The organism is Pseudomonas poae (assembly GCA_028869255.1).
GTDB lineage: Bacteria > Pseudomonadota > Gammaproteobacteria > Pseudomonadales > Pseudomonadaceae > Aquipseudomonas > Aquipseudomonas poae_C.
The window spans coordinates 4,417,684-4,437,696 of sequence record CP110972.1; the positions used below are offsets into that span (position 1 = coordinate 4,417,684).

The following is a 20,013-nucleotide window of genomic DNA, read 5'->3' on the forward strand; positions in this document are numbered from 1 at the left end:
CCCCACCACTCGGCACCTCGCCTCCGGCTCGGTGTGCCCGCACGCAGACTTGAATCCGTGGGCCGCCGCGATGGGCCATCCTTGGCCCAGCGCGGCTAACCCGGCGTCCTGCCGGGTTACCCACGGATTCAAGCCTGCGTGCGGCCAGCGTGGTTAATGGGGCGCCTAGGATCAAGATCAAAATCAAAAGCAGAGCACGGCGGCCTAGTAGCCGACCTGAGTGGTGTAGATCAAAAGCGGTTCGGCGTGCGCAGTGGGGTGCTTTTCTGTGAGAGCTGGCTTGTCGGGTCGCCGCATCGCTGCGATACAGGCACCTCGGTACATCAGGCATACCGAGTTGATGCCATCGCAGGCAAGCCAGCTCCCACATTTGAACCGAGGAAGGCTTTAATGATTAGGTCGGCTGTCAGGCCGCCTCGCTTTGTTTTTGATCTGGCCCTTACATCCTTACCGCTGACGAAGTCAGCGATCTTTTGATCTGCGCTTTTGATCTCAGGCGCCCCGTCAATCACGATGGCCGAACGCAGGCTTTGGAGCGTGGGCAACCCGGCAGGACGCCGGGTTAGCCGCGCTGGGCCATGGATGGCCCATCGCGGCGGCCCACGCTCCAAAGCCGGAGTGAGGGCACACCGAGCCGGAGGCGAGGTGCCGAGTGATGGGGCGAAGCGTTTTTGGTTACTTTTGGCGCTTTTCCAAAAGTGACCCGCTGTAAGAGCGGAACCATAAGCCGCCATAACCGCAGCAACGGATATTCACTCACTCACCTAAAGCCCCTATAGATAGAAGCGATGATCAGGAGCTCATGACTTGCCCCCATCGTCTGCTAGAATCGCGTTTTTCTGTGGCTTGTGCGAATTCCATAACCTTTTGTCGCACGCCCGTAAACCGTATTGATTTCAGCGCGTCGCGCTAGAGAGAGCCTGTATGACCGTTAGCTTGAAAACCGCCGAAGACATCGCTGGCATGCGCATCGCCGGCAAACTGGCTGCCGACGTGCTCGAAATGATCGCCGAACACGTCAAGCCCGGCGTCACCACCGAAACCCTGAACCAGATCTGCCACGACTACATCGTCGATGTGCAAAAAGCCATCCCTGCCCCGCTGAACTACAAAGGCTTCCCCAAGTCGATCTGCACCTCGGTCAACCACGTGGTCTGCCACGGAATTCCGGGCGACAAACCTTTGAAGGACGGCGACACCCTGAACATCGACGTCACCGTGATCAAGGATGGCTACTTCGGCGACACCAGCCGCATGTTCCACGTCGGCACCGTGCCGGTATGGGCCGAGCGCCTGTCCCAAGTCACCCAGGAATGCATGTACAAGGCCATCGAAATAGTCAAGCCCGGCTGCCGCCTGGGCGACATCGGCGAAGTGATCCAGAAACACGCCGAAAAGAACGGTTTCTCGGTGGTCCGTGAATTCTGCGGCCATGGCATCGGCACAGTGTTCCACGAAGAACCGCAGATCCTGCACTACGGCCGCGCCGGCACCGGCATGGAACTCAAGGCCGGCATGACCTTCACCATCGAGCCAATGATCAACCAGGGCAAGGCCGACACCAAGGTGCTGGGCGACGGCTGGACTGCCATCACCAAGGACCGCAAACTCTCGGCCCAGTGGGAACACACCCTGCTGGTCACCGACACCGGCTACGAGATCTTCACCCTGCGTGCGGACGACACGATCCCCCGCGTTTCCGCGTAAGGATCACCCAGGTTTTCCCCCACTGTGTTGTGACTGACTGATAGATAGAAGGAAAGCCGATCGATGCCCCAGGTGGACCCCGAACTCTTCGACCGCGGCCAGTTCCAGGCCGAACTGGCCCTGAAGGCAAGCCCCATCGCCGCGTTCAAGAAGGCGATCCGCCAGGCCCGCGAGGTGCTCGATGAGCGCTTTCGCAGTGGCCGGGACATCCGTCGGCTGATCGAGGACCGCGCCTGGTTCGTCGATAACATCCTGCAAAAGGCCTGGGAACAATTCAGCTGGAGTGAAGACGCCGATATCGCCCTGGTGGCGGTCGGCGGCTACGGTCGCGGCGAGCTGCACCCCTACTCCGACATCGACCTGCTGATCCTGCTCGACAGCGCCGATCATGAGATCTTTCGCGATTCCATCGAGCGTTTTCTGACGCTGCTGTGGGACATCGGCCTGGAAGTCGGCCAGAGCGTACGCTCGGTGGACGAATGCGCCGAAGAGGCCCGCGCCGACCTCACCGTGATCACCAACTTGATGGAAAGCCGCACCATCGCCGGCCCCGAGCGCCTGCGCCAGCGCATGCTCGAGGTCACCAGTACCGCGCACATGTGGCCCAGCAAGGAGTTCTTCCTGGCCAAGCGCGCCGAGCAGAAGGCCCGGCACCACAAGTACAACGACACCGAATACAACCTGGAACCCAACGTCAAAGGCTCGCCGGGCGGGCTGCGGGACATCCAGACGATTTTGTGGGTAGCGCGCCGCCAGTACGGCACCCTGAACCTGCGCGCCCTGGCTGGCGAGGGCTTCCTGGTGGAGAGCGAAAACGCCCTGCTGGCCTCGTCCCAGGAGTTTCTGTGGAAGGTGCGCTACGCCCTGCACATGCTCGCCGGGCGCTCCGAAGATCGCCTGCTGTTCGACCATCAGCGCTCCATCGCGACCCTGCTGGGTTTCGAAGGCGAAGACGCGAAAACCAGCATCGAAAGCTTCATGCAGCAGTATTACCGGGTGGTCATGAGCATTGCACAGCTCAGCGACCTGATCATCCAGCACTTCGAAGAGGTGATCCTGGCCCCCGACGACGAAGCGCCGCCCCAGCCGATCAACTCGCGCTTCCAACTGCACGACGGCTATATCGAGGCGCGCAACGACAACGTGTTCCGCCGTACCCCGTTCGCCATGCTGGAAATCTTCGTGTTGATGGCCCAACAGCCGGAGATCAAAGGCGTGCGCGCGGACACCATCCGCCTGCTGCGCGAAAACCGTCACCTGATCGATGATGACTTTCGCAACGACATCCGTAACACCAGCCTGTTTATCGAGCTGTTCAAGTGCAAGATCGGCATACACCGCAACCTGCGGCGGATGAACCGTTACGGCATCCTCGGGCGCTACCTGCCGGAGTTCGGCTTTATTGTCGGGCAGATGCAGCACGACCTGTTCCACATCTATACCGTGGACGCCCACACCCTGAACCTGATCAAGCACCTGCGTAAGCTGCAGTACACCCAGGTGTCAGAGAAATTCCCGCTGGCCAGTAAGCTGATGGCCAAGCTGCCCAAGCCTGAGCTGATCTACCTGGCCGGCCTGTACCACGACATCGGCAAGGGCCGCCATGGCGACCACTCGGAAATCGGCGCGGTGGATGCCGAAGCCTTCTGCCAGCGCCACCAGTTGCCGCTGTGGGACAGCCGCCTGATCGTCTGGCTGGTACAGAATCACCTGGTGATGTCGACCACCGCCCAGCGCAAGGACTTGTCCGACCCGCAGGTGATCCATGACTTCGCCGGGATCGTGGAGGATGAAACCCGCCTCGACTATCTCTACGTGCTGACCGTCTCCGACATCAACGCCACCAACCCGACGCTGTGGAACTCCTGGCGTGCCAGCCTGTTGCGCCAGCTCTATACCGAGACCAAGCGCGCCCTGCGCCGTGGCCTGGAGAACCCGGTGGACCGCGAAGAACAGATCCGCCGCACCCAAAGCGCGGCCCTGGATATCCTGGTGCGCGGCGGCAACGATCCGGACGATGTGGAGCAACTGTGGTCGCAACTGGGCGATGACTACTTCCTGCGCCATACCGCCGGCGACGTGGCCTGGCACAGTGACGCGATCCTGCAGCAGCCCGCCGATGGTGGCCCGTTGGTGCTGATCAAGGAAACCACCCAGCGCGAATTCGAGGGCGGCACGCAGATCTTCATCTACGCGCCGGACCAGCACGACTTCTTCGCCGTGACCGTAGCGGCCATGGACCAGCTCAACCTGAACATTCATGACGCCCGGGTGATTACCTCCAGCAGCCAGTTCACCCTCGACACCTATATCGTGCTCGACACCGAGGGTGAGTCCATCGGCGATAACCCGGCGCGGGTGAAAAAGATCCGCGAAGGGCTCACCGAGGCCCTGCGCAACCCCGACGACTACCCGACCATCATCCAGCGCCGCGTACCACGCCAGCTCAAGCACTTTGCCTTTGCGCCCCAGGTGACCATTTCCAACGACGCCCAGCGCCCGGTGACCGTGCTGGAGCTCAGCGCCCCCGACCGCCCGGGCCTGCTGGCACGCATCGGCGGGATTTTCCTGGAGTTCGACCTCTCATTGCAGAACGCCAAGATCGCGACCCTCGGCGAGCGCGTGGAAGACGTGTTCTTTATTACCGATGCGGACAACCAGCCGCTGTCCGACCCGGAACTGTGCCGCCGCTTGCAGGAAGCCATCGTCCAGCAATTGAGCGTGAGCCAGGAACCCGAGCTGACGCGCCTGACCATTTGATGAACACCCGGCGCCTCCCGTGGAGCCGGGCTTGTGTGGGAGCGGGCTTGCTCGCGAATGCGATGGGCCAGTCAATGTATGTGTAACTGACAAACCGTCTTCGCGAGCAAGCCCGCTCCCACATTTGAATTGCTTTGCCTAGCAGACCGAATGCTTTCAACCGAATTTGACGAGACTTTCGATGAACAACGCCCTGAACCAGCTGCAGCCCTACCCATTCGAGAAACTGCGCGCCCTGCTCGGCAGCGTCACGCCCAACCCGAGCAAACGCCCGATCGCGCTGTCCATCGGCGAGCCCAAGCACACGTCGCCGCAGTTTGTGGCCGAGGCGCTGAGCAACAACCTCGACCAGATGGCGGTGTACCCAACCACCCTGGGCATCCCGGCCCTGCGCGAGGCCATTGGCGCCTGGTGCGAACACCGCTTCAATGTGCCCAAGGGCTGGCTCGACCCGGCGCGCAATATCCTGCCGGTCAACGGCACCCGTGAAGCGCTGTTCGCCTTCACCCAGACCGTGGTCAACCGGGGCGACGATGCACTGGTGGTCAGCCCGAACCCGTTCTACCAGATCTACGAAGGCGCCGCATTCCTGGCCGGGGCCAAGCCGCATTACCTGCCGTGCCTGGATGAAAACGGCTTCAACCCGGACTTCGACGCCGTGTCGCCGGACATCTGGAAACGCTGCCAGATCCTGTTCCTGTGCTCCCCAGGCAACCCGACCGGCGCGCTGATCCCGGTCGACACCCTGAAAAAACTGATCGCCCTGGCCGACGAATACGACTTCGTGATCGCCGCCGACGAGTGCTACAGCGAACTCTACTTCGACGAACAAACCCCGCCACCAGGCTTGCTCAGCGCCTGCGTCGAACTCGGCCGCCAGGACTTCAAGCGCTGCGTGGTGTTCCACAGCCTGTCCAAGCGTTCCAACCTGCCGGGCCTGCGCTCGGGCTTTGTGGCCGGCGATGCCGACATCCTCAAGGGCTTTCTGCTGTACCGCACCTACCACGGCTGCGCGATGCCGGTGCAAACCCAGCTGGCGAGCATTGCTGCCTGGCAGGACGAGGCCCACGTGCAGGCCAACCGTGACCTGTACCGCGAGAAATTCGACGCGGTGCTGGCCATTCTCAAGCCGGTGCTCGATGTACAAGCCCCGGACGGCGGCTTCTACCTGTGGCCGAACGTGAAGGGCGACGATGCAGCCTTCTGCCGTGATCTGTTCGTGGAAGAGCACGTGACCGTGGTGCCGGGTTCGTACCTGTCGCGGGAAGCCGATGGCGTAAATCCTGGAGCTGGGCGTGTGCGCCTGGCGCTGGTTGCGCCGCTGGCCGAGTGCGTAGAAGCGGCTGAGCGGATTCGCGATTTCATTCAGCGCAGGCAGTAAACACTTCGGCACCCGCACTGTGCAACGCAGTGCAGGTGCCTTGCTGGCTTGAACCCGGAACCAACTCCATAGCGCTCGCCACTACCTGGCACTTCCCCCCAGAGTAAAGCGCATGAAACTGACTCCCCCACTGGCAACTCCCCCCCTTCTCCCGTCCCCCTTCGATAGCGAAACATCTGCCTCCGCCGGCGCAGCGCGAGGAAAAAGAGGTATCGCAGATGCCCGCAATCGATGGCCAGACGGCACCCTTACGGTTGCTCTGGACTTAGGCGATCAAAAAAGCAAAGCATTGGTAATAGATGTGATCAGGGAATGGGCTCATAACACCCCCGGGCTTCTATTTCGAATTGTCAGCGGCAAAAAAGGCGATATCCGAATATCCGATGACGAAGGCCTGCATGGGAACTGGTCCATGATCGGCTCCTCCGCCAGAAAAATACCGCAGGGTCAACCAACAATGCATCTGGACAGAACTGATGACTCAAAAGCATTTCGTCAAACGGCGCTGCACGAATTCGGCCATGCACTAGGTCTTGAGCATGAACATCAACATCCGGAACACGATATCAATTGGAATAAGGAAGCCATCTATGCCCAACACGAAGACAAGAAAAATGCATACGACAACTATTTTGACCTGCCGACAGGCGCGGAACTACTGGTAACAAACTACGACAGCCAATCCGTCATGCATTACTTCATCACCCCAGACGAAACAAAAGACGGAAGATCGGTCCCGGTCAACTACTCATTGTCCAAAGGCGATAAGGCGTTCACTCGCAAGCTATACACCCGTGGCCGATTTCAAGGCCATGACTGACTTCCCACCCCTGCGCCATCGACTCCCCCTCACGCCCTCCAGATTCGCCTCAGCCAATACTTGCCGCAATACGTCATCATCGACCTGATGATGGCGGCTTAAGCCGTACCACTCCAGCCCTGCAGATTGTTCAGCAAAAAACTGAACCTGAGCGCCGCTTCACGCATGACAAATAATGCAACACTTAGTCAATTAAACCCTGGAACTTGCAAGACGCGCGGACCACTCAACGTAAGAATTTATACGCTCACTCTGAAGATTAAATCATAAATTCTTCGTCTTAATAGTGTTTGTTCTCAACAACCGCAAACATATCATCCCGCGCCCATCAATTCAGGAGTCACGTTAAATGAACCCCATTCACAATGGTCACTTGCCAGAAAATGCTTACCCGGCAACGTCAATCGACCCCATTGCCAATGAAGATACACAAGCGGATTCCACTCCCAGTGAAAGACGCGCGCGCGGCATAGGAGCAACTTATCGACAATGGCCACAAAACTCAACCGTGACCATCGCTTTTCAAGGCGCCACTGAAGACCAGATGGCGCTTATAAAAAAAGGGTTCAGCAAGGTCGCCCCGTACGTAAACCTGAAGTTCAAATATGTCCCAGGACCGGATGCAGACATTCGCGTAGGGCCTATTGCAGTAAAAGGTCAAAATGGTGCGTCATATGTAGGTAAGGACGCACTACGCGCCCCCGCTGATCAGCCGACTTTTTTCATGGACTTCAACCGTTCCGCCGAAAAAGTAATCGCTACCGCCACACACGAAGCCATGCACGCAATCGGCGTACTTCACGAGCATCAACACCCCGACCGCGATATAAAATTCAACGAAGAAGAACTCATAAAGCGTTTCGAAGGAGCTAGCGACCCACAAGCAGCCATGAAAACTTCCGTACTGGACACAGTAAAACGGCATAAAAAAGGCCCACTCATAACTGATTACGATAGCAAGTCAATTATGCATTATGAATTCACATCGAAAGAATTAGACGGTGCGCCTGCCATTCCAAAAAACAATGAGCTTTCAGAAGGTGATATAGCGCTACTTCGAAAAATGTATCCACCACGCCCCCTTCCTTCTCTGGAGCAGAGCATTGAGCAGCTAAAAGCTACCGCAGCCAAAACCAAACTTTGGCCAGATCTATCAACCGTTACCGTCTCGCTGCTCGGCATGAATGACGATCAAAAGAAGTTTGTAAAACATAACGTCGAAAAACTGCAACCGCATATAAACATATCTATTAAATTTACCGACGAGGCAGACGGGGATATCCGAATTTCACCAACCGACAATGGCAAGTCCTGGTCCGAAATAGGAACAGATGCAAAAAATATGCAACCGGCGAGTCCGACCATGGGTATTCACTGGGACCCGAATAGAAAGAACACGGCACGCGATATCAAACACATGTTTGCCAAGGCGCTAGGTTTTACCAACGTAACCCTTCCTAAGGCCTCTACCTAAGCGCTAACTTGGCAGTTTATAACATTCGAAAAACTCAGAGTGGCGCGCCCAGGAACGGGTGTGCTTTTCGAAAAGTCATAGGAGTACATCCGCCACTAATTGGCTTTTCCCAAGCCAGCCTCACTCATATCCAGCTCCGCCAATACTTCCCGCAACACGTCATCACCGATCTGGTGATGGCGGCTCAAGCTGTACAACTCCAAGCGCTGTGCGCGCAGGGCCTTGAGCCGCAGTTTGCGTTCAAGCAGGTCCATCTGCTGCGCCAGCGCCTGGGCTTCGGCCGAGTCGTTGAAGACTTCCAACTGATGACGATATTCCGACATCAACCGCGCCTTCAGCTCAGTGGCCAGTGCGGCCTGGGCCGCATCCTGGGTCTCGAGTTCAGCAGGCTCCTGCGCTTCAAGCGCATGGATGGCAGCCACGGCGGTCTTCTTCCAGGCTTCGCGCACTTCGTTGTAGCGTTTCTCGTCAGGGCTCTTTTCGATACCGCGCAACAGCAATGGCAAGGCGACACACGCCGAAATCAATGACAACAGGATCACCCCGGCCGCGATGAAAATCAGCAGGTCACGCTCGGGGAAATCCTGCCCCGGCGCCAGCAGCAACGGCACCGACATCACACCTGCCAGCGTCACCGCTCCGCGCACACCGCCGACGGTCAACAGCCAGCAGGAGCGCGCCGTCGGTACCATGGTCAGTTCACTTTTCCCACGAATCCTGCGTAATAGGCCCGACAGCCGCCAGATGCTCTGCACCCAGATAAAGCGCAATACCACCAGCACCAGGAAGATCGCGATCACATCCAGGCAGCGATACAACAGAGTTGGCCAAAGCGTCGGCTCATGACTGACCACGGCCTTGATGATGTCCGGCAGTTGCAGCCCCAGCAGCAAGAAGATCAGGCCATTGAAGGCAAATTCCAGCAGCGACCACACACTGCGATTGAGCAAGCGCGTGCTGGTCTGGCGTGGCAACAGATCGAGCCAGCTTTGCATCATGCCTGCGGCCACGGCCGACAAAATGCCCGAGGCGCCCAAGCGTTCAGCCAGTACATACGCGGCAAACGGCAGCAGCAACATGAACACCACATGGGTCGCCGGGTCGTCCCAACCCCGGTCGATCATCCACGCGCGCAGGCGGCCAACCAGCCAGCTCAGCGCCACGCCCACCGCCAGGCCACCCACGGCTACCAGCACAAAGGTCAGGCTGGCATCTGCCAGCGAAAACACCCCGGTCAGCGCCGCAGCCAGGGCAAACTTGAACGTCACCAGGCCCGACGCATCATTCATCAACGCTTCGCCCTGGAGCATATGCATCAGCGGTGTTGGCAAACGATTCTGGGAAATGGCTGACACCGCCACCGCGTCCGTCGGTGATAAAACAGCCGCCAGGGCGAAGGCCACCGGCAGCGGGATCGTAGGCAATAACCAATGAATGAAGTAGCCGGCGCCGACCACCGTGAACAGCACCAACCCCACCGCCAACGTCAGGATCGGCCCGCGCAGGCGCCACAACTCGCGCTTGGGCATGCGCCAGCCATCGGAGAACAACAGAGGCGGCAGGAACAGAAACAGAAACAACTCCGGGTCCAACGCCACGTGCAACCCCAATGTCGGCCAGGCCAGCAGGGCACCGGCGGCGATCTGTACCAACGGTAACGGCAGAGGAATAACACGCCCGACAAGACGCGACACGCTGACCAGCATCAGCAGGATAAGAACGGTGTAGGCGGTTTGCATAACGCGGTTTTCCCGGACAATCGACTTGCAACGACACACATCAGGCAACAACTGGCCGTTGAAGTGCCATATTACCCGGCTATGTTACGCACTGGCTTTTGCACAAAAGTCGCACGGTATTGACGAGCGGCACCCAAAATCTCTGGGCGTGGCATAATCCGTGACCTTTCATTTCCTGTTCATCCAAAAGGGGGCAATTCCTTGACCGCTTCAAGCAAAACGTTGCACCTTTTCGGCATCAAAGCCTGCGACACCATGAAAAAAGCGCGCACCTGGCTCGATGAGCATGGCGTGAGCTATGAGTTCCACGATTACAAAACGGCCGGTATCGACCGCGAACACTTGACCCAATGGTGCGAAGAGCACGGTTGGCAGGTGGTTTTGAACCGTGCGGGCACCACCTTTCGCAAACTCGAAGACGAACGCAAAGCCGATCTCGATCAGTCGAAAGCCATTGAATTGATGCTCGCACAACCTTCGATGATCAAGCGCCCGGTGCTTGATCTCGGTGACAGAACCCTGATTGGCTTCAAGCCAGATAGTTATTCGGCGGCCCTCAAGTAGGCCAGCCTTTCCATTTTTGTAGAGGTAACAGCATGTCCAATTCCCTGTTCAGCCTGGGCTTCGGCGTCGGCACTCAGAACCGCCAAGGTGCTTGGCTGGAAGTGTTTTACGCACAACCTTTGCTCAACCCGTCGGCTGAAATCGTTGCGGCCATCGCACCGATCCTCGGCTACAGCGAAGGCAACCAGGCCATCACCTTCACCGTGACCCAGGCCCTGCAACTGGCGGACGCGCTCAAAGGCGTCGATACCGCCCAGGCCGCGCTGCTCAGCCGTCTGGCTGAAAGCCACACCCCGCTGGTCGCCACCCTGCTGGCCGAAGACGCCGCACTGACCTCCACGCCGGAGGCCTACCTCAAGCTGCATCTGCTGTCCCATCGCCTGGTCAAGCCGCACGGCCTGAGCCTGGCCGGCGTGTTCCCGCAACTGCCGAACGTGGCGTGGACCAGCCAGGGCGCGATCGACATCAACGAACTGGCCGAACGCCAACTGGAAGCCCGCCTGCGTGGGGAGCTGCTGGAAGTGTTCTCGGTGGACAAGTTCCCGAAAATGACCGACTACGTGGTGCCGAGCGGCGTGCGTATCGCTGACGCCGCACGTATCCGCCTGGGTGCCTACGTGGGCGAAGGCACCACCGTAATGCACGAAGGTTTCGTCAACTTCAATGCCGGCACCGAAGGCCCGGGCATGATCGAAGGCCGCGTATCGGCCGGCGTATTCGTCGGCAAGGGTTCGGACCTGGGCGGCGGTTGCTCCACCATGGGCACCCTGTCGGGCGGCGGCAACATTGTGATCAAGGTCGGCGAAGGCTGCCTGATCGGCGCCAACGCCGGTATCGGTATCCCGTTGGGCGACCGCAACACCGTGGAGTCGGGCCTGTACGTGACGGCCGGGACCAAGGTTGCGCTGCTGGACGAGAACAATCAGCTGGTCAAAGTGGTCAAGGCGCGTGAACTGGCCGGCCAACCGGACCTGCTGTTCCGCCGCAACTCCGAGACCGGTGCCGTGGAGTGCAAAACCCACAAATCGGCCATCGAACTGAACGAAGCGCTGCACGCTCACAACTAAGCAGCCACTCGATGCCACTAGCGGGCCCCGACCCCGGGGCTCGCTTATACGAGTCTTGATTACCATGCTTGTGCCCTCCCCCTGGCGCGCGGATTTTCCGGCCATCGCCACCCTGCAACGGCAAGACCAGACCTACCTGGACAACGCCGCTACCACGCAAAAACCTCAAGCGCTGCTGGATGCGATCAGCCATTACTACGCCAATGGCGCAGCCAATGTGCACCGTGCCCAGCATTTGCCGGGCGCCCACGCGACCCAGGCCTTTGAAGACAGTCGCAGCAAGGTCGCGCAGTGGTTGAATGCAGGTGACAGCGGGCAAATTGTGTTTACCCACGGCGCAACCTCTGCGCTGAACCTCTTGGCCTATGGCCTTGAGCACTTATTCAATGCGGGCGATGAGCTGGTCATCAGCGCCCTGGAACACCACGCCAACCTGCTGCCCTGGCAGCAACTGGCCAAGCGTCGCGCACTCACGCTGGTGGTATTGCCGCTGGGTGATGATGGCGTGATCGACCTGCAAGCCGCCGCCGAATTGATCGGCCCGCGCACACGCCTGCTGGCGGTGAGCCAGCTGTCCAACGTCCTTGGCGCCTGGCAACCGCTGGAAGCCTTGCTGACACTCGCCAAGGCACACGGCGCGCTGACCGTAGTCGATGGCGCCCAGGGTATCGTCCATGGCCGCCACGATGTGCAGGCGCTGGGCTGCGATTTTTATGTATTTTCCAGCCACAAGCTCTACGGCCCGGACGGCGTGGGCGTGTTGTTTGGCCGCAATGAGGCCCTGCATCACCTGCGCCACTGGCAGTTCGGCGGGGAGATGGTGCAGCAGGCGGACTACCACAGCGCCAGCTTCCGCCCCGCGCCGCTGGGTTTTGAAGCAGGCACGCCGCCAATTGCCGGAGTGATCGGCCTGGGCGCCAGCCTGGATTACCTGAGTTCGCTGGATCAAAGCGCCGTGATCGCCCACGAAGCCGCGCTGCACGAGTACCTGCTGCGCGGCCTCAAAGCGCGCAACGGCGTGCGCGTATTGGGCGCACCGCAGGTGGCGCTGGTCAGCTTTGTGGTCGAGGGCGTGCACAACGCTGACCTCGCACACCTGTTGACCGAACAGGGCATCGCCGTGCGGGCCGGGCACCATTGCGCAATGCCCCTGCTCAAGGGCATGCACCTGTCGGGGGCGATCCGCGTGTCCCTGGCGCTGTACAACGATTCGGAGGACCTGGAGCGCTTCTTTGAAGCATTGGACCAGGCGCTGGATATGCTGCGATGAGCTTGCCGACAGAGGCAGTGGCTGCGCTGGAAGCCTTTCAGGCGGTCGGCAGCTGGGAGCAACGCGCCCGCATGCTGATGCAATGGGGTGAGCGGCTGCCGGCCCTGGCGGACGAGGAAAAGGTCGACGCCAACCTGGTGCAGGGCTGTGAAAGCCTGGTGTGGCTGGTCGGCCGTTTGGAGAACGGCCATTGGCAGTTCGCCGCGAGCAGCGATGCGCGGATGATTCGCGGGTTGGTGGCGTTGCTGCTGGCGCGGGTCAATGGGCTGTCGGCGGCTGAGTTGCAGGCGGTTGACCTGCCGGAGTGGTTCAGCCAGCTGGGGCTTTCCCGCCAGTTGTCGCCATCGCGCAGCAACGGCTTGAATGCAGTCTTGCAGCGCATGCGAGACCTGAGCCATGCTCAAAACTAACTGTGGGAGCGGGCTTGCTCGCGAAAGCGTAGTGTCAGTCGATACATCATTGACTGAACCACCGCATTCGCGAGCAAGCCCGCTCCCACATTTCGATCTATGTTTGGCAGTTAACGCTAAGTCGGTTTAACCCGCTCCGACGGCCTGCGCACCCCGGCCACAATCTTGTCCACCGCCTTGGTCGCCGCGACCATACCGAACGTGGCCGTCACCATCATCACCGCGCCAAACCCACCGGCGCAGTCCAGCTTTACCCCATCGCCCACAAAACTCTTCTGCAAACAGATGCTTCCGTCCGGCTTGGGATAGCGCAGTTGCTCGGTGGAAAACACACACGGCACGCTGTAATGACGGGTCACCGTGCGCGAGAAACCGTAATCGCGGCGCAAGGTGGAGCGTACTTTCGAGGCCAGCGGGTCGTTAAAGGTGCGGTTCAGGTCACAGACCTGGATCAGCGTCGGGTCGATCTGCCCGCCCGCGCCGCCGGTGGTGATGATCTGGATCTTGCGGCGCTTGCACCAGGCAATCAGCGCGGCCTTGGCGTTGACGGCGTCGATGCAGTCGATCACGCAGTCGATGGTGGGGGTGATGTACTCGGCCATGGTGTCGCGTGTGACGAAATCCGCCACCGCATGCACCGTGCACTCCGGGTTGATCGCGCGCAGGCGTTCGGCCATCACTTCGACCTTGGGTTTGCCCACGGTGCTGTCCAGGGCGTGTAACTGGCGGTTGCTGTTGCTCACGCAGACATCGTCCAGGTCAAACAGCGAAATCTCGCCCACCCCGCAACGGGCCATGGCTTCCGCCGCCCACGAGCCCACGCCGCCGACGCCGACGATCGCCACATGGGCCGCTTTCAAGCGTTCCAGCCCCTCAATGCCATACAAGCGGGCGACGCCTGCAAACCGCGGATCTTCTGTGCTCATGACCATTACCCCAAAAACCGGCGCGCATTATGGGGTACGCAGCGGCAAGTTTTAAGCTACAAGTTACAAGTAAAGAACTTAGATGGGGTTTCGCTGACTAAAGTCCGGCTTTTCTCTGTCTGCTGTACGGTCAGGGAAAGGCCGGTGTAGGATGCGCGCCGTTCGGCGTAGGCCGACACCTCTTTTCGTTCCACACCCTTTGGAACCCGAAATAGCCATGTCATCGCGTAAATTTGGACTCAACCTGGTGGTCGTGCTGGCAATCGCCGCGCTGTTCACCGGCTTCTGGGCGCTGATCAACCGCCCGGTCACCACCCCCAACTGGCCTGAGCAGATCTCCGGTTTTTCCTACTCGCCGTTCCAGCAAGGTCAGTACCCGCAGAAAGACCAATACCCGACCGACGACCAGATGCGTCGCGATCTGGAAATCATGAGCAAGCTGACGGACAACATCCGCACCTACTCGGTCGACGGCACCCTGGGCGACATCCCCAAGCTGGCCGAAGAGTTCGGCCTGCGGGTAACCCTCGGGATCTGGATCAGCCCCGACCTGGAGCGCAACGAGCGTGAAATCCAGCGCGCCATCGAGATCGCCAACAGTTCGCGCAGCGTCGTGCGCGTGGTGGTGGGTAACGAAGCGCTGTTCCGAGAAGAGATCACGCCTGAAGCGCTGATCGTGTTGCTCGACCGGGTGCGCGCCGCCGTCAAAGTGCCGGTGACCACCTCCGAGCAATGGCATATCTGGGAAAAGAACCCGCAACTGGCCAAGCACGTCGACCTGATCGCCGCGCACATCCTGCCGTTCTGGGAATTTATCCCGATGGACAAGGCCGGCCAGTACGTACTCGACCGCGCCCGTGACCTGAAAAAACTGTTCCCGAAAAAGCCGTTGCTGCTGTCGGAAGTTGGCTGGCCGAGCAACGGACGCATGCGCGGTGGTAATGAAACGTCCCCGGCCGACCAGGCGATTTACCTGCGTACGCTGGTGAACAAGCTGAACCGCCAGGGTTTCAACTACTTCGTGATCGAAGCCTTTGACCAGCCTTGGAAAGTCAGCGACGAAGGCTCGGCCGGCGCTTACTGGGGCGTTTACAACGCCGCACGCCAGCAGAAATTCAACTTTGAAGGCCCGGTGGTTGCGATCCCGCAATGGCGCGTACTGGCTATCGGCTCGGTGGTGCTGGCGCTGTTGTCGCTGACCTTGTTGATGATCGACGGCTCGGCCCTGCGCCAGCGTGGCCGCACGTTCCTGACCTTTATCGCGTTCTTGTGCGGGTCGGTGCTGGTGTGGATCGGCTACGACTACAGCCAGCAATACAGCACTTGGTTCAGCGTGACCGTCGGTATCTTGCTGGCCCTCGGCGCCCTCGGCGTGTTTATCGTGTTGCTGACCGAAGCCCACGAACTGGCGGAGGCGGTGTGGACCCACAAGCGCCGGCGTGAATTCCTGCCGGTAGAAGGGGATTCGGACTACCGCCCGAAAGTGTCGATCCACGTGCCGTGCTACAACGAGCCGCCGGATATGGTCAAACAGACCCTCGACGCCCTGGCCGCCCTCGATTACCCGGACTACGAAGTCCTGATCATCGACAACAACACCAAAGACCCTGCGGTGTGGGAACCGGTGCGCGATTACTGTGAAACCCTCGGGCCGCGCTTCAAGTTCTTCCATGTCGCGCCCCTGGCCGGTTTCAAGGGCGGCGCGCTGAACTACCTGATTCCGCACACCGCCAAGGACGCCGAAGTGATCGCGGTGATCGACTCGGACTACTGCGTGTCGCCGAACTGGCTCAAGCACATGGTGCCGCACTTCGCCGACCCGAAAATCGCCGTGGTGCAGTCGCCGCAGGATTACCGCGACCAGAACGAAAGCACCTTCAAGAAGCTCTGCTACGCGGAATACAAAGGCTTCTTCCATATCGGCATGGTCACCCGCAACGACCGTGACGCGATCATCCAGCACGGCACCATGACCATGACCCGTCGCTCGGTGCTCGAAGAACTGGGCTGGGCCGATTGGTGCATCTGTGAAGATGCCGAGTTGGGCCTACGGGTATTCGAGAAAGGTCTGTCGGCGGCGTATTACCACGACAGTTACGGCAAGGGCTTGATGCCGGATACCTTTATCGACTTCAAGAAACAGCGTTTCCGCTGGGCCTACGGCGCGATCCAGATTATCAAGCGCCACACCGCCAGCCTGTTGCGCGGCAAGGACACCGAGCTGACCCGGGGCCAGCGCTACCACTTCCTCGCGGGCTGGTTGCCGTGGGTGGCGGATGGCATGAACATCTTCTTTACCGTGGGCGCGCTGTTGTGGTCGGCGGCGATGATCATCGTGCCGACCCGGGTTGACCCGCCGCTGCTGATTTTCGCGATCCCGCCGTTGGCGTTGTTCGTGTTCAAGGTGGGCAAGATCATCTTCCTCTACCGCCGTGCGGTGGGGGTGAACCTGAAGGATGCGTTCTGCGCGGCGTTGGCTGGGTTGGCGTTGTCCCACACCATCGCCAAGGCGGTGCTGTATGGCTTCTTCACCACCAGTATTCCGTTCTTTCGTACACCGAAAAATGCGGATAACCACGGCTTCTGGGTGGCGATTTCCGAAGCCCGCGAAGAAATGTTCATCATGCTGCTGTTGTGGGGCGCCGCGCTGGGGATTTACCTGGTGCAGGGCCTGCCAAGCAATGACATGCGCTTCTGGGTGGTGATGCTGCTGGTGCAATCGCTGCCGTATGTGGCGGCACTGATCATGGCGTTCCTCTCGTCGCTGCCCAAACCGGCACCGAAGGTAGAACCGGCAACGGTTGAGTAAAAACTTGCGCAATGCACTAAACGGCGGCCTCTGGCCGCCGTTTTGCTATAAGATAACGGCCGTTTTGTGAGACTTGGCCTAGCCCTTTTTTCTGTGGGAGCTGGCTTGCCTGCGATGCAGACGCTGCGGTTTGCCAGGTACACCGCGGCGATGCTATCGCAGGCAAGCCAGCTCCCACATTGGATTCACGCCGTTTCAAGCCCACATTCGTCCTGCGCCCATAACACGCTTCCGGAGTTCCCCAATGACGGCCCATGCCGACCTTTCGCCGACCCTTCAACTTGCCATCGACTTGATCCGTCGCCCCTCGGTGACGCCGATCGACGCCGACTGCCAGAAGCTGATGATGCAGCGCCTGGGCGACGCCGGTTTTGCGCTGGAACCGATGCGCATCGAGGACGTGGACAATTTCTGGGCCACCCATGGCAAGCACGAAGGCCCGGTGCTGTGCTTCGCCGGCCACACCGATGTGGTCCCGACCGGCCCGGTGCAAGCCTGGCAGAACGACCCGTTCGATGCGTTGATCGACGACAACGGCATGCTCTGCGGGCGCGGCGCGGCGGACATGAAAGGCAGCCTGGCCGCGATGCTGGTGGCAGCGGAGCGTTTCGTCAGCGACTACCCGGACCACAAGGGCTCGGTCGCCTTCCTGATCACCAGCGATGAAGAAGGCCCGGCGCACCACGGCACCAAAGCCGTGATCGAACGCCTGGCCGCCCGCAAGGAGCGCCTGGACTGGTGCATCGTCGGCGAACCGTCGAGCACCACCCTGGTGGGTGACGTGGTCAAGAACGGCCGTCGCGGCTCCCTCGGCGCCACCCTGACCGTGCGCGGCGTACAAGGCCACGTGGCCTACCCGCACCTGGCGAAGAACCCGATCCACCTGGCCGCTCCGGCTTTGGCCGAACTGGCCGCCGAGCACTGGGACGACGGCAATACCTTCTTCCCGCCGACCAGCTTCCAGATTTCCAACCTCAACTCCGGCACCGGCGCCACCAACGTGATCCCGGGTGACCTGACGGCGGTGTTCAACTTCCGTTTCTCCACCGAGTCCACCGTGGAGGGCCTGCAACAGCGCGTTGCGGCGATCCTCGACAAGCATGGCCTGGACTGGCACGTGGAATGGGCGCTGTCGGGCCTGCCGTTCCTCACCGAGCCAGGCGCGTTGCTGGATGCGGTGTCGGCCAGCATCAAGGCGATTACCGGCCGGGAGACCAAGGCGTCCACCAGCGGCGGTACGTCCGACGGGCGTTTCATCGCCACGCTGGGGACGCAGGTTGTGGAACTGGGCCCGGTCAACGCGACGATTCACCAGGTCAACGAACGCATTCTGGCCAGCGACCTCGATGTGCTGACCGAAATCTACTACCAGACCCTGATCAAGTTGCTCGCCTGATGCTCGCCTGCCCCCTTTGCAGCGCACCGCTGAGCGCGGTGGACAATGGCGTGGCGTGCCCGGCCGGGCACCGTTTCGACCGTGCGCGCCAGGGTTACTTGAACCTGTTGCCGGTGCAGCACAAGAACAGCCGCGACCCGGGCGACAACCTCGCCATGGTCGAGGCGCGCCGTGACTTTCTCAACGCCGGGCACTACGCCCCGGTGGCCAAGCGCCTGGCCGAGCTGGCTGCCGAGCGTGCACCGCAACGCTGGGTGGACATCGGCTGTGGCGAGGGTTACTACACCGCGCAAATCGCCGACGCCCTGCCCCACGCCGACGGCTATGCGCTGGATATCTCCAAGGAAGCAGTCAAGCGTGCGTGCAAACGCAACCCGGCGCTGACCTGGTTGATCGCCAGCATGGCCCGCGTGCCGTTGGCGTCGGGCAGTTGCCAGTTTCTCGCCAGCGTCTTCAGCCCGTTGGATTGGGACGAAGCCAAACGCTTGCTGAGCCCTGGCGGCGGCTTGATGAAGGTCGGCCCGACCAGCGGTCACCTGATGGAACTGCGCGAACGTTTGTACGATGAAGTGCGCGAGTACACCGACGACAAGCATCTGGCCCTGGTGCCCCAAGGCATGAGCCTGGCGCACAGCGAAACCCTTGAGTTCACCCTCAGCCTGGCCGAGCCACAGGACCGCGCCAACCTGCTGGCGATGACGCCCCATGGCTGGCGCGCCAGTGCCGAACGCCGCGCCGAGGTGATCGAGGCCGCCGAGCCGCTGCTGGTCACGGTGTCCATGCGCTACGATTATTTCGTGCTTCAATAACCGACTTTTAAGCATCCGCGAATGGATTTTCGAATCCCGCAACGAGGAACATCCATGCGCCAACCTGATATCGAGATTTACCTGAAGGACGCCGACGTCGACTACAAGGCCATCGCCGCCTGGCTGGGCGCCGCCCTGGGCCCGTGCACCGATTGGGTCCAGAAGGGCCAGACCTACAAATGCAAGGCCGGCAACGTGCCCGTTACCTGGCTGCCCAAAGCCGTCGGTAAATGGAACAGCCTGTACCTGGAAAGCGACCAGACGCCGTGGGAAGACGACATCGCCTGCGCCCGCGCAGCGTTTGCCGCGCTGAACGTGGAAGTACGTTGCGCGCCGGGGACGTGGGTTGAGGAAGAAGGGGAAGAAAGCGCCGACACCTGGATCCGGATCAGCGCAGACGGTGAAGAGCAGATCACCTGGAAAACCGCATAAGCCTTACGTGTGAACCCAATCAAACTGTGGGAGCGGGCTTGCCTGCGATAGCATCACCGTGGTCTAGCTGATAGACCGAGGTGTCTGCATCGCAGGCAAGCCAGCTCCCACATGGGTTCAGCGGTGTAACAAAGTCCGCTTTAAAGACCCACCACATCCTCCGCCTGCAACCCCTTCTCGCCGGTCACCACGGCGTATTCCACCTGCTGGCCCTCGGCCAGGGAACGGTGTCCTTCACCGCGAATGGCGCGGTAGTGCACAAACACATCCTTGCCGTCTTCACGCTGAATAAAGCCATAGCCCTTGGCGTCGTTGAACCACTTCACATTGCCGGTTTCGCGCGTTGCCATCTATTCACTCCCACCTGATTGTTATTGTTGAGTCGGTCGCGTTGAACTGCCGAGTATATGACAGGCTCAAAAACGTTCAACTCAAGTTTACATCGCTGC

At 60.3% G+C, this 20,013-nt stretch carries 16 protein-coding genes; 13 read left to right on the top strand and 3 right to left on the bottom strand.

Annotated features, from left to right (window positions below; translation table 11 throughout):
- Window positions 1-924: 924 nt before the first annotated feature.
- The 5 genes from map (at window position 925) to LRS56_20090 (ending at window position 8,142) form a co-directional block, all read left to right on the top strand.
- Complete coding sequence (map, locus tag LRS56_20070) at window positions 925-1,707, top strand: type I methionyl aminopeptidase (protein ID WDU61128.1); 783 nt, start codon at window positions 925-927, stop codon at window positions 1,705-1,707.
- Between the two features lie 63 nt (window positions 1,708-1,770).
- Window positions 1,771-4,467, top strand: coding sequence for a [protein-PII] uridylyltransferase (locus LRS56_20075; GenBank protein ID WDU61129.1), 2,697 nt, complete (start codon window positions 1,771-1,773; stop codon window positions 4,465-4,467).
- Window positions 4,468-4,648: 181 nt separating this feature from the next.
- A complete protein-coding gene (dapC, locus tag LRS56_20080) occupies window positions 4,649-5,848 on the top strand; it encodes a succinyldiaminopimelate transaminase (protein ID WDU61130.1) in 1,200 nt (399 codons plus the stop codon).
- A 112-nt stretch (window positions 5,849-5,960) separates the two neighbouring features.
- Entirely contained in the window at window positions 5,961-6,668 is a 708-nt protein-coding gene (locus tag LRS56_20085) for a M12 family metallopeptidase (protein ID WDU61131.1), read from the top strand.
- A gap of 349 nt (window positions 6,669-7,017) precedes the next feature.
- Window positions 7,018-8,142, top strand: coding sequence for a M12 family metallopeptidase (locus LRS56_20090; protein ID WDU61132.1), 1,125 nt, complete (start codon window positions 7,018-7,020; stop codon window positions 8,140-8,142).
- A 95-nt stretch (window positions 8,143-8,237) separates the two neighbouring features.
- On the opposite strand, the gene LRS56_20095 is transcribed toward LRS56_20090, so the two are convergent.
- Complete coding sequence (locus LRS56_20095) at window positions 8,238-9,881, bottom strand: Na+/H+ antiporter (protein ID WDU61133.1); 1,644 nt, start codon at window positions 9,879-9,881, stop codon at window positions 8,238-8,240.
- Window positions 9,882-10,082: 201 nt separating this feature from the next.
- Here LRS56_20095 and LRS56_20100 point away from each other — a divergent pair, with 201 nt between their 5' ends.
- From LRS56_20100 to LRS56_20115, 4 genes are all read left to right on the top strand, one after another.
- Window positions 10,083-10,445: an ArsC family reductase gene (locus LRS56_20100; protein ID WDU61134.1), complete on the top strand. Its 363-nt coding sequence runs from the start codon at window positions 10,083-10,085 to the stop codon at window positions 10,443-10,445.
- A gap of 32 nt (window positions 10,446-10,477) precedes the next feature.
- A complete protein-coding gene (gene dapD, locus LRS56_20105; protein ID WDU61135.1) occupies window positions 10,478-11,512 on the top strand; it encodes a 2,3,4,5-tetrahydropyridine-2,6-dicarboxylate N-succinyltransferase in 1,035 nt (344 codons plus the stop codon).
- Window positions 11,513-11,576: 64 nt separating this feature from the next.
- Window positions 11,577-12,782, top strand: coding sequence for a cysteine desulfurase (locus LRS56_20110; protein ID WDU61136.1), 1,206 nt, complete (start codon window positions 11,577-11,579; stop codon window positions 12,780-12,782).
- Window positions 12,779-13,192, top strand: a complete 414-nt coding sequence (locus tag LRS56_20115; GenBank protein WDU61137.1) for a SufE family protein — start codon at window positions 12,779-12,781, stop codon at window positions 13,190-13,192. Before LRS56_20110 ends, LRS56_20115 begins: the two co-directional genes overlap by 4 nt.
- A 116-nt stretch (window positions 13,193-13,308) precedes the next feature.
- Here the strand turns inward: LRS56_20115 and tcdA are convergent, their stop codons facing one another.
- On the bottom strand, window positions 13,309-14,124 hold the full coding sequence (tcdA, locus tag LRS56_20120; GenBank protein ID WDU61138.1) for a tRNA cyclic N6-threonylcarbamoyladenosine(37) synthase TcdA: 816 nt from the start codon (window positions 14,122-14,124) through the stop codon (window positions 13,309-13,311).
- A 211-nt stretch (window positions 14,125-14,335) separates the two neighbouring features.
- On the opposite strand from tcdA, the gene LRS56_20125 reads away from it, so the two are divergent.
- The 4 genes from LRS56_20125 to LRS56_20140 all read left to right on the top strand — a co-directional run bounded on the left by LRS56_20125 (window position 14,336) and on the right by LRS56_20140 (window position 19,564).
- The gene (locus LRS56_20125; protein WDU61139.1) at window positions 14,336-16,927 is read left to right on the top strand and encodes a glycosyltransferase; all 2,592 of its coding nucleotides are present in this window, start codon (window positions 14,336-14,338) and stop codon (window positions 16,925-16,927) included.
- Between the two features lie 244 nt (window positions 16,928-17,171).
- Entirely contained in the window at window positions 17,172-18,323 is a 1,152-nt protein-coding gene (dapE, locus tag LRS56_20130) for a succinyl-diaminopimelate desuccinylase (protein ID WDU61140.1), read from the top strand.
- Window positions 18,323-19,132, top strand: a complete 810-nt coding sequence (locus LRS56_20135) for a methyltransferase domain-containing protein (protein ID WDU61141.1) — start codon at window positions 18,323-18,325, stop codon at window positions 19,130-19,132. The genes dapE and LRS56_20135 overlap by 1 nt, the downstream gene beginning before the upstream one ends.
- 54 nt (window positions 19,133-19,186) lie before the next feature.
- The gene (locus LRS56_20140) at window positions 19,187-19,564 is read left to right on the top strand and encodes a hypothetical protein (GenBank protein WDU61142.1); all 378 of its coding nucleotides are present in this window, start codon (window positions 19,187-19,189) and stop codon (window positions 19,562-19,564) included.
- 140 nt (window positions 19,565-19,704) lie between these two features.
- Here LRS56_20140 and LRS56_20145 read toward each other — a convergent pair whose 3' ends face one another.
- Complete coding sequence (locus LRS56_20145) at window positions 19,705-19,914, bottom strand: cold-shock protein (protein WDU61143.1); 210 nt, start codon at window positions 19,912-19,914, stop codon at window positions 19,705-19,707.
- Between the last annotated feature and the right edge of the window lie 99 nt (window positions 19,915-20,013).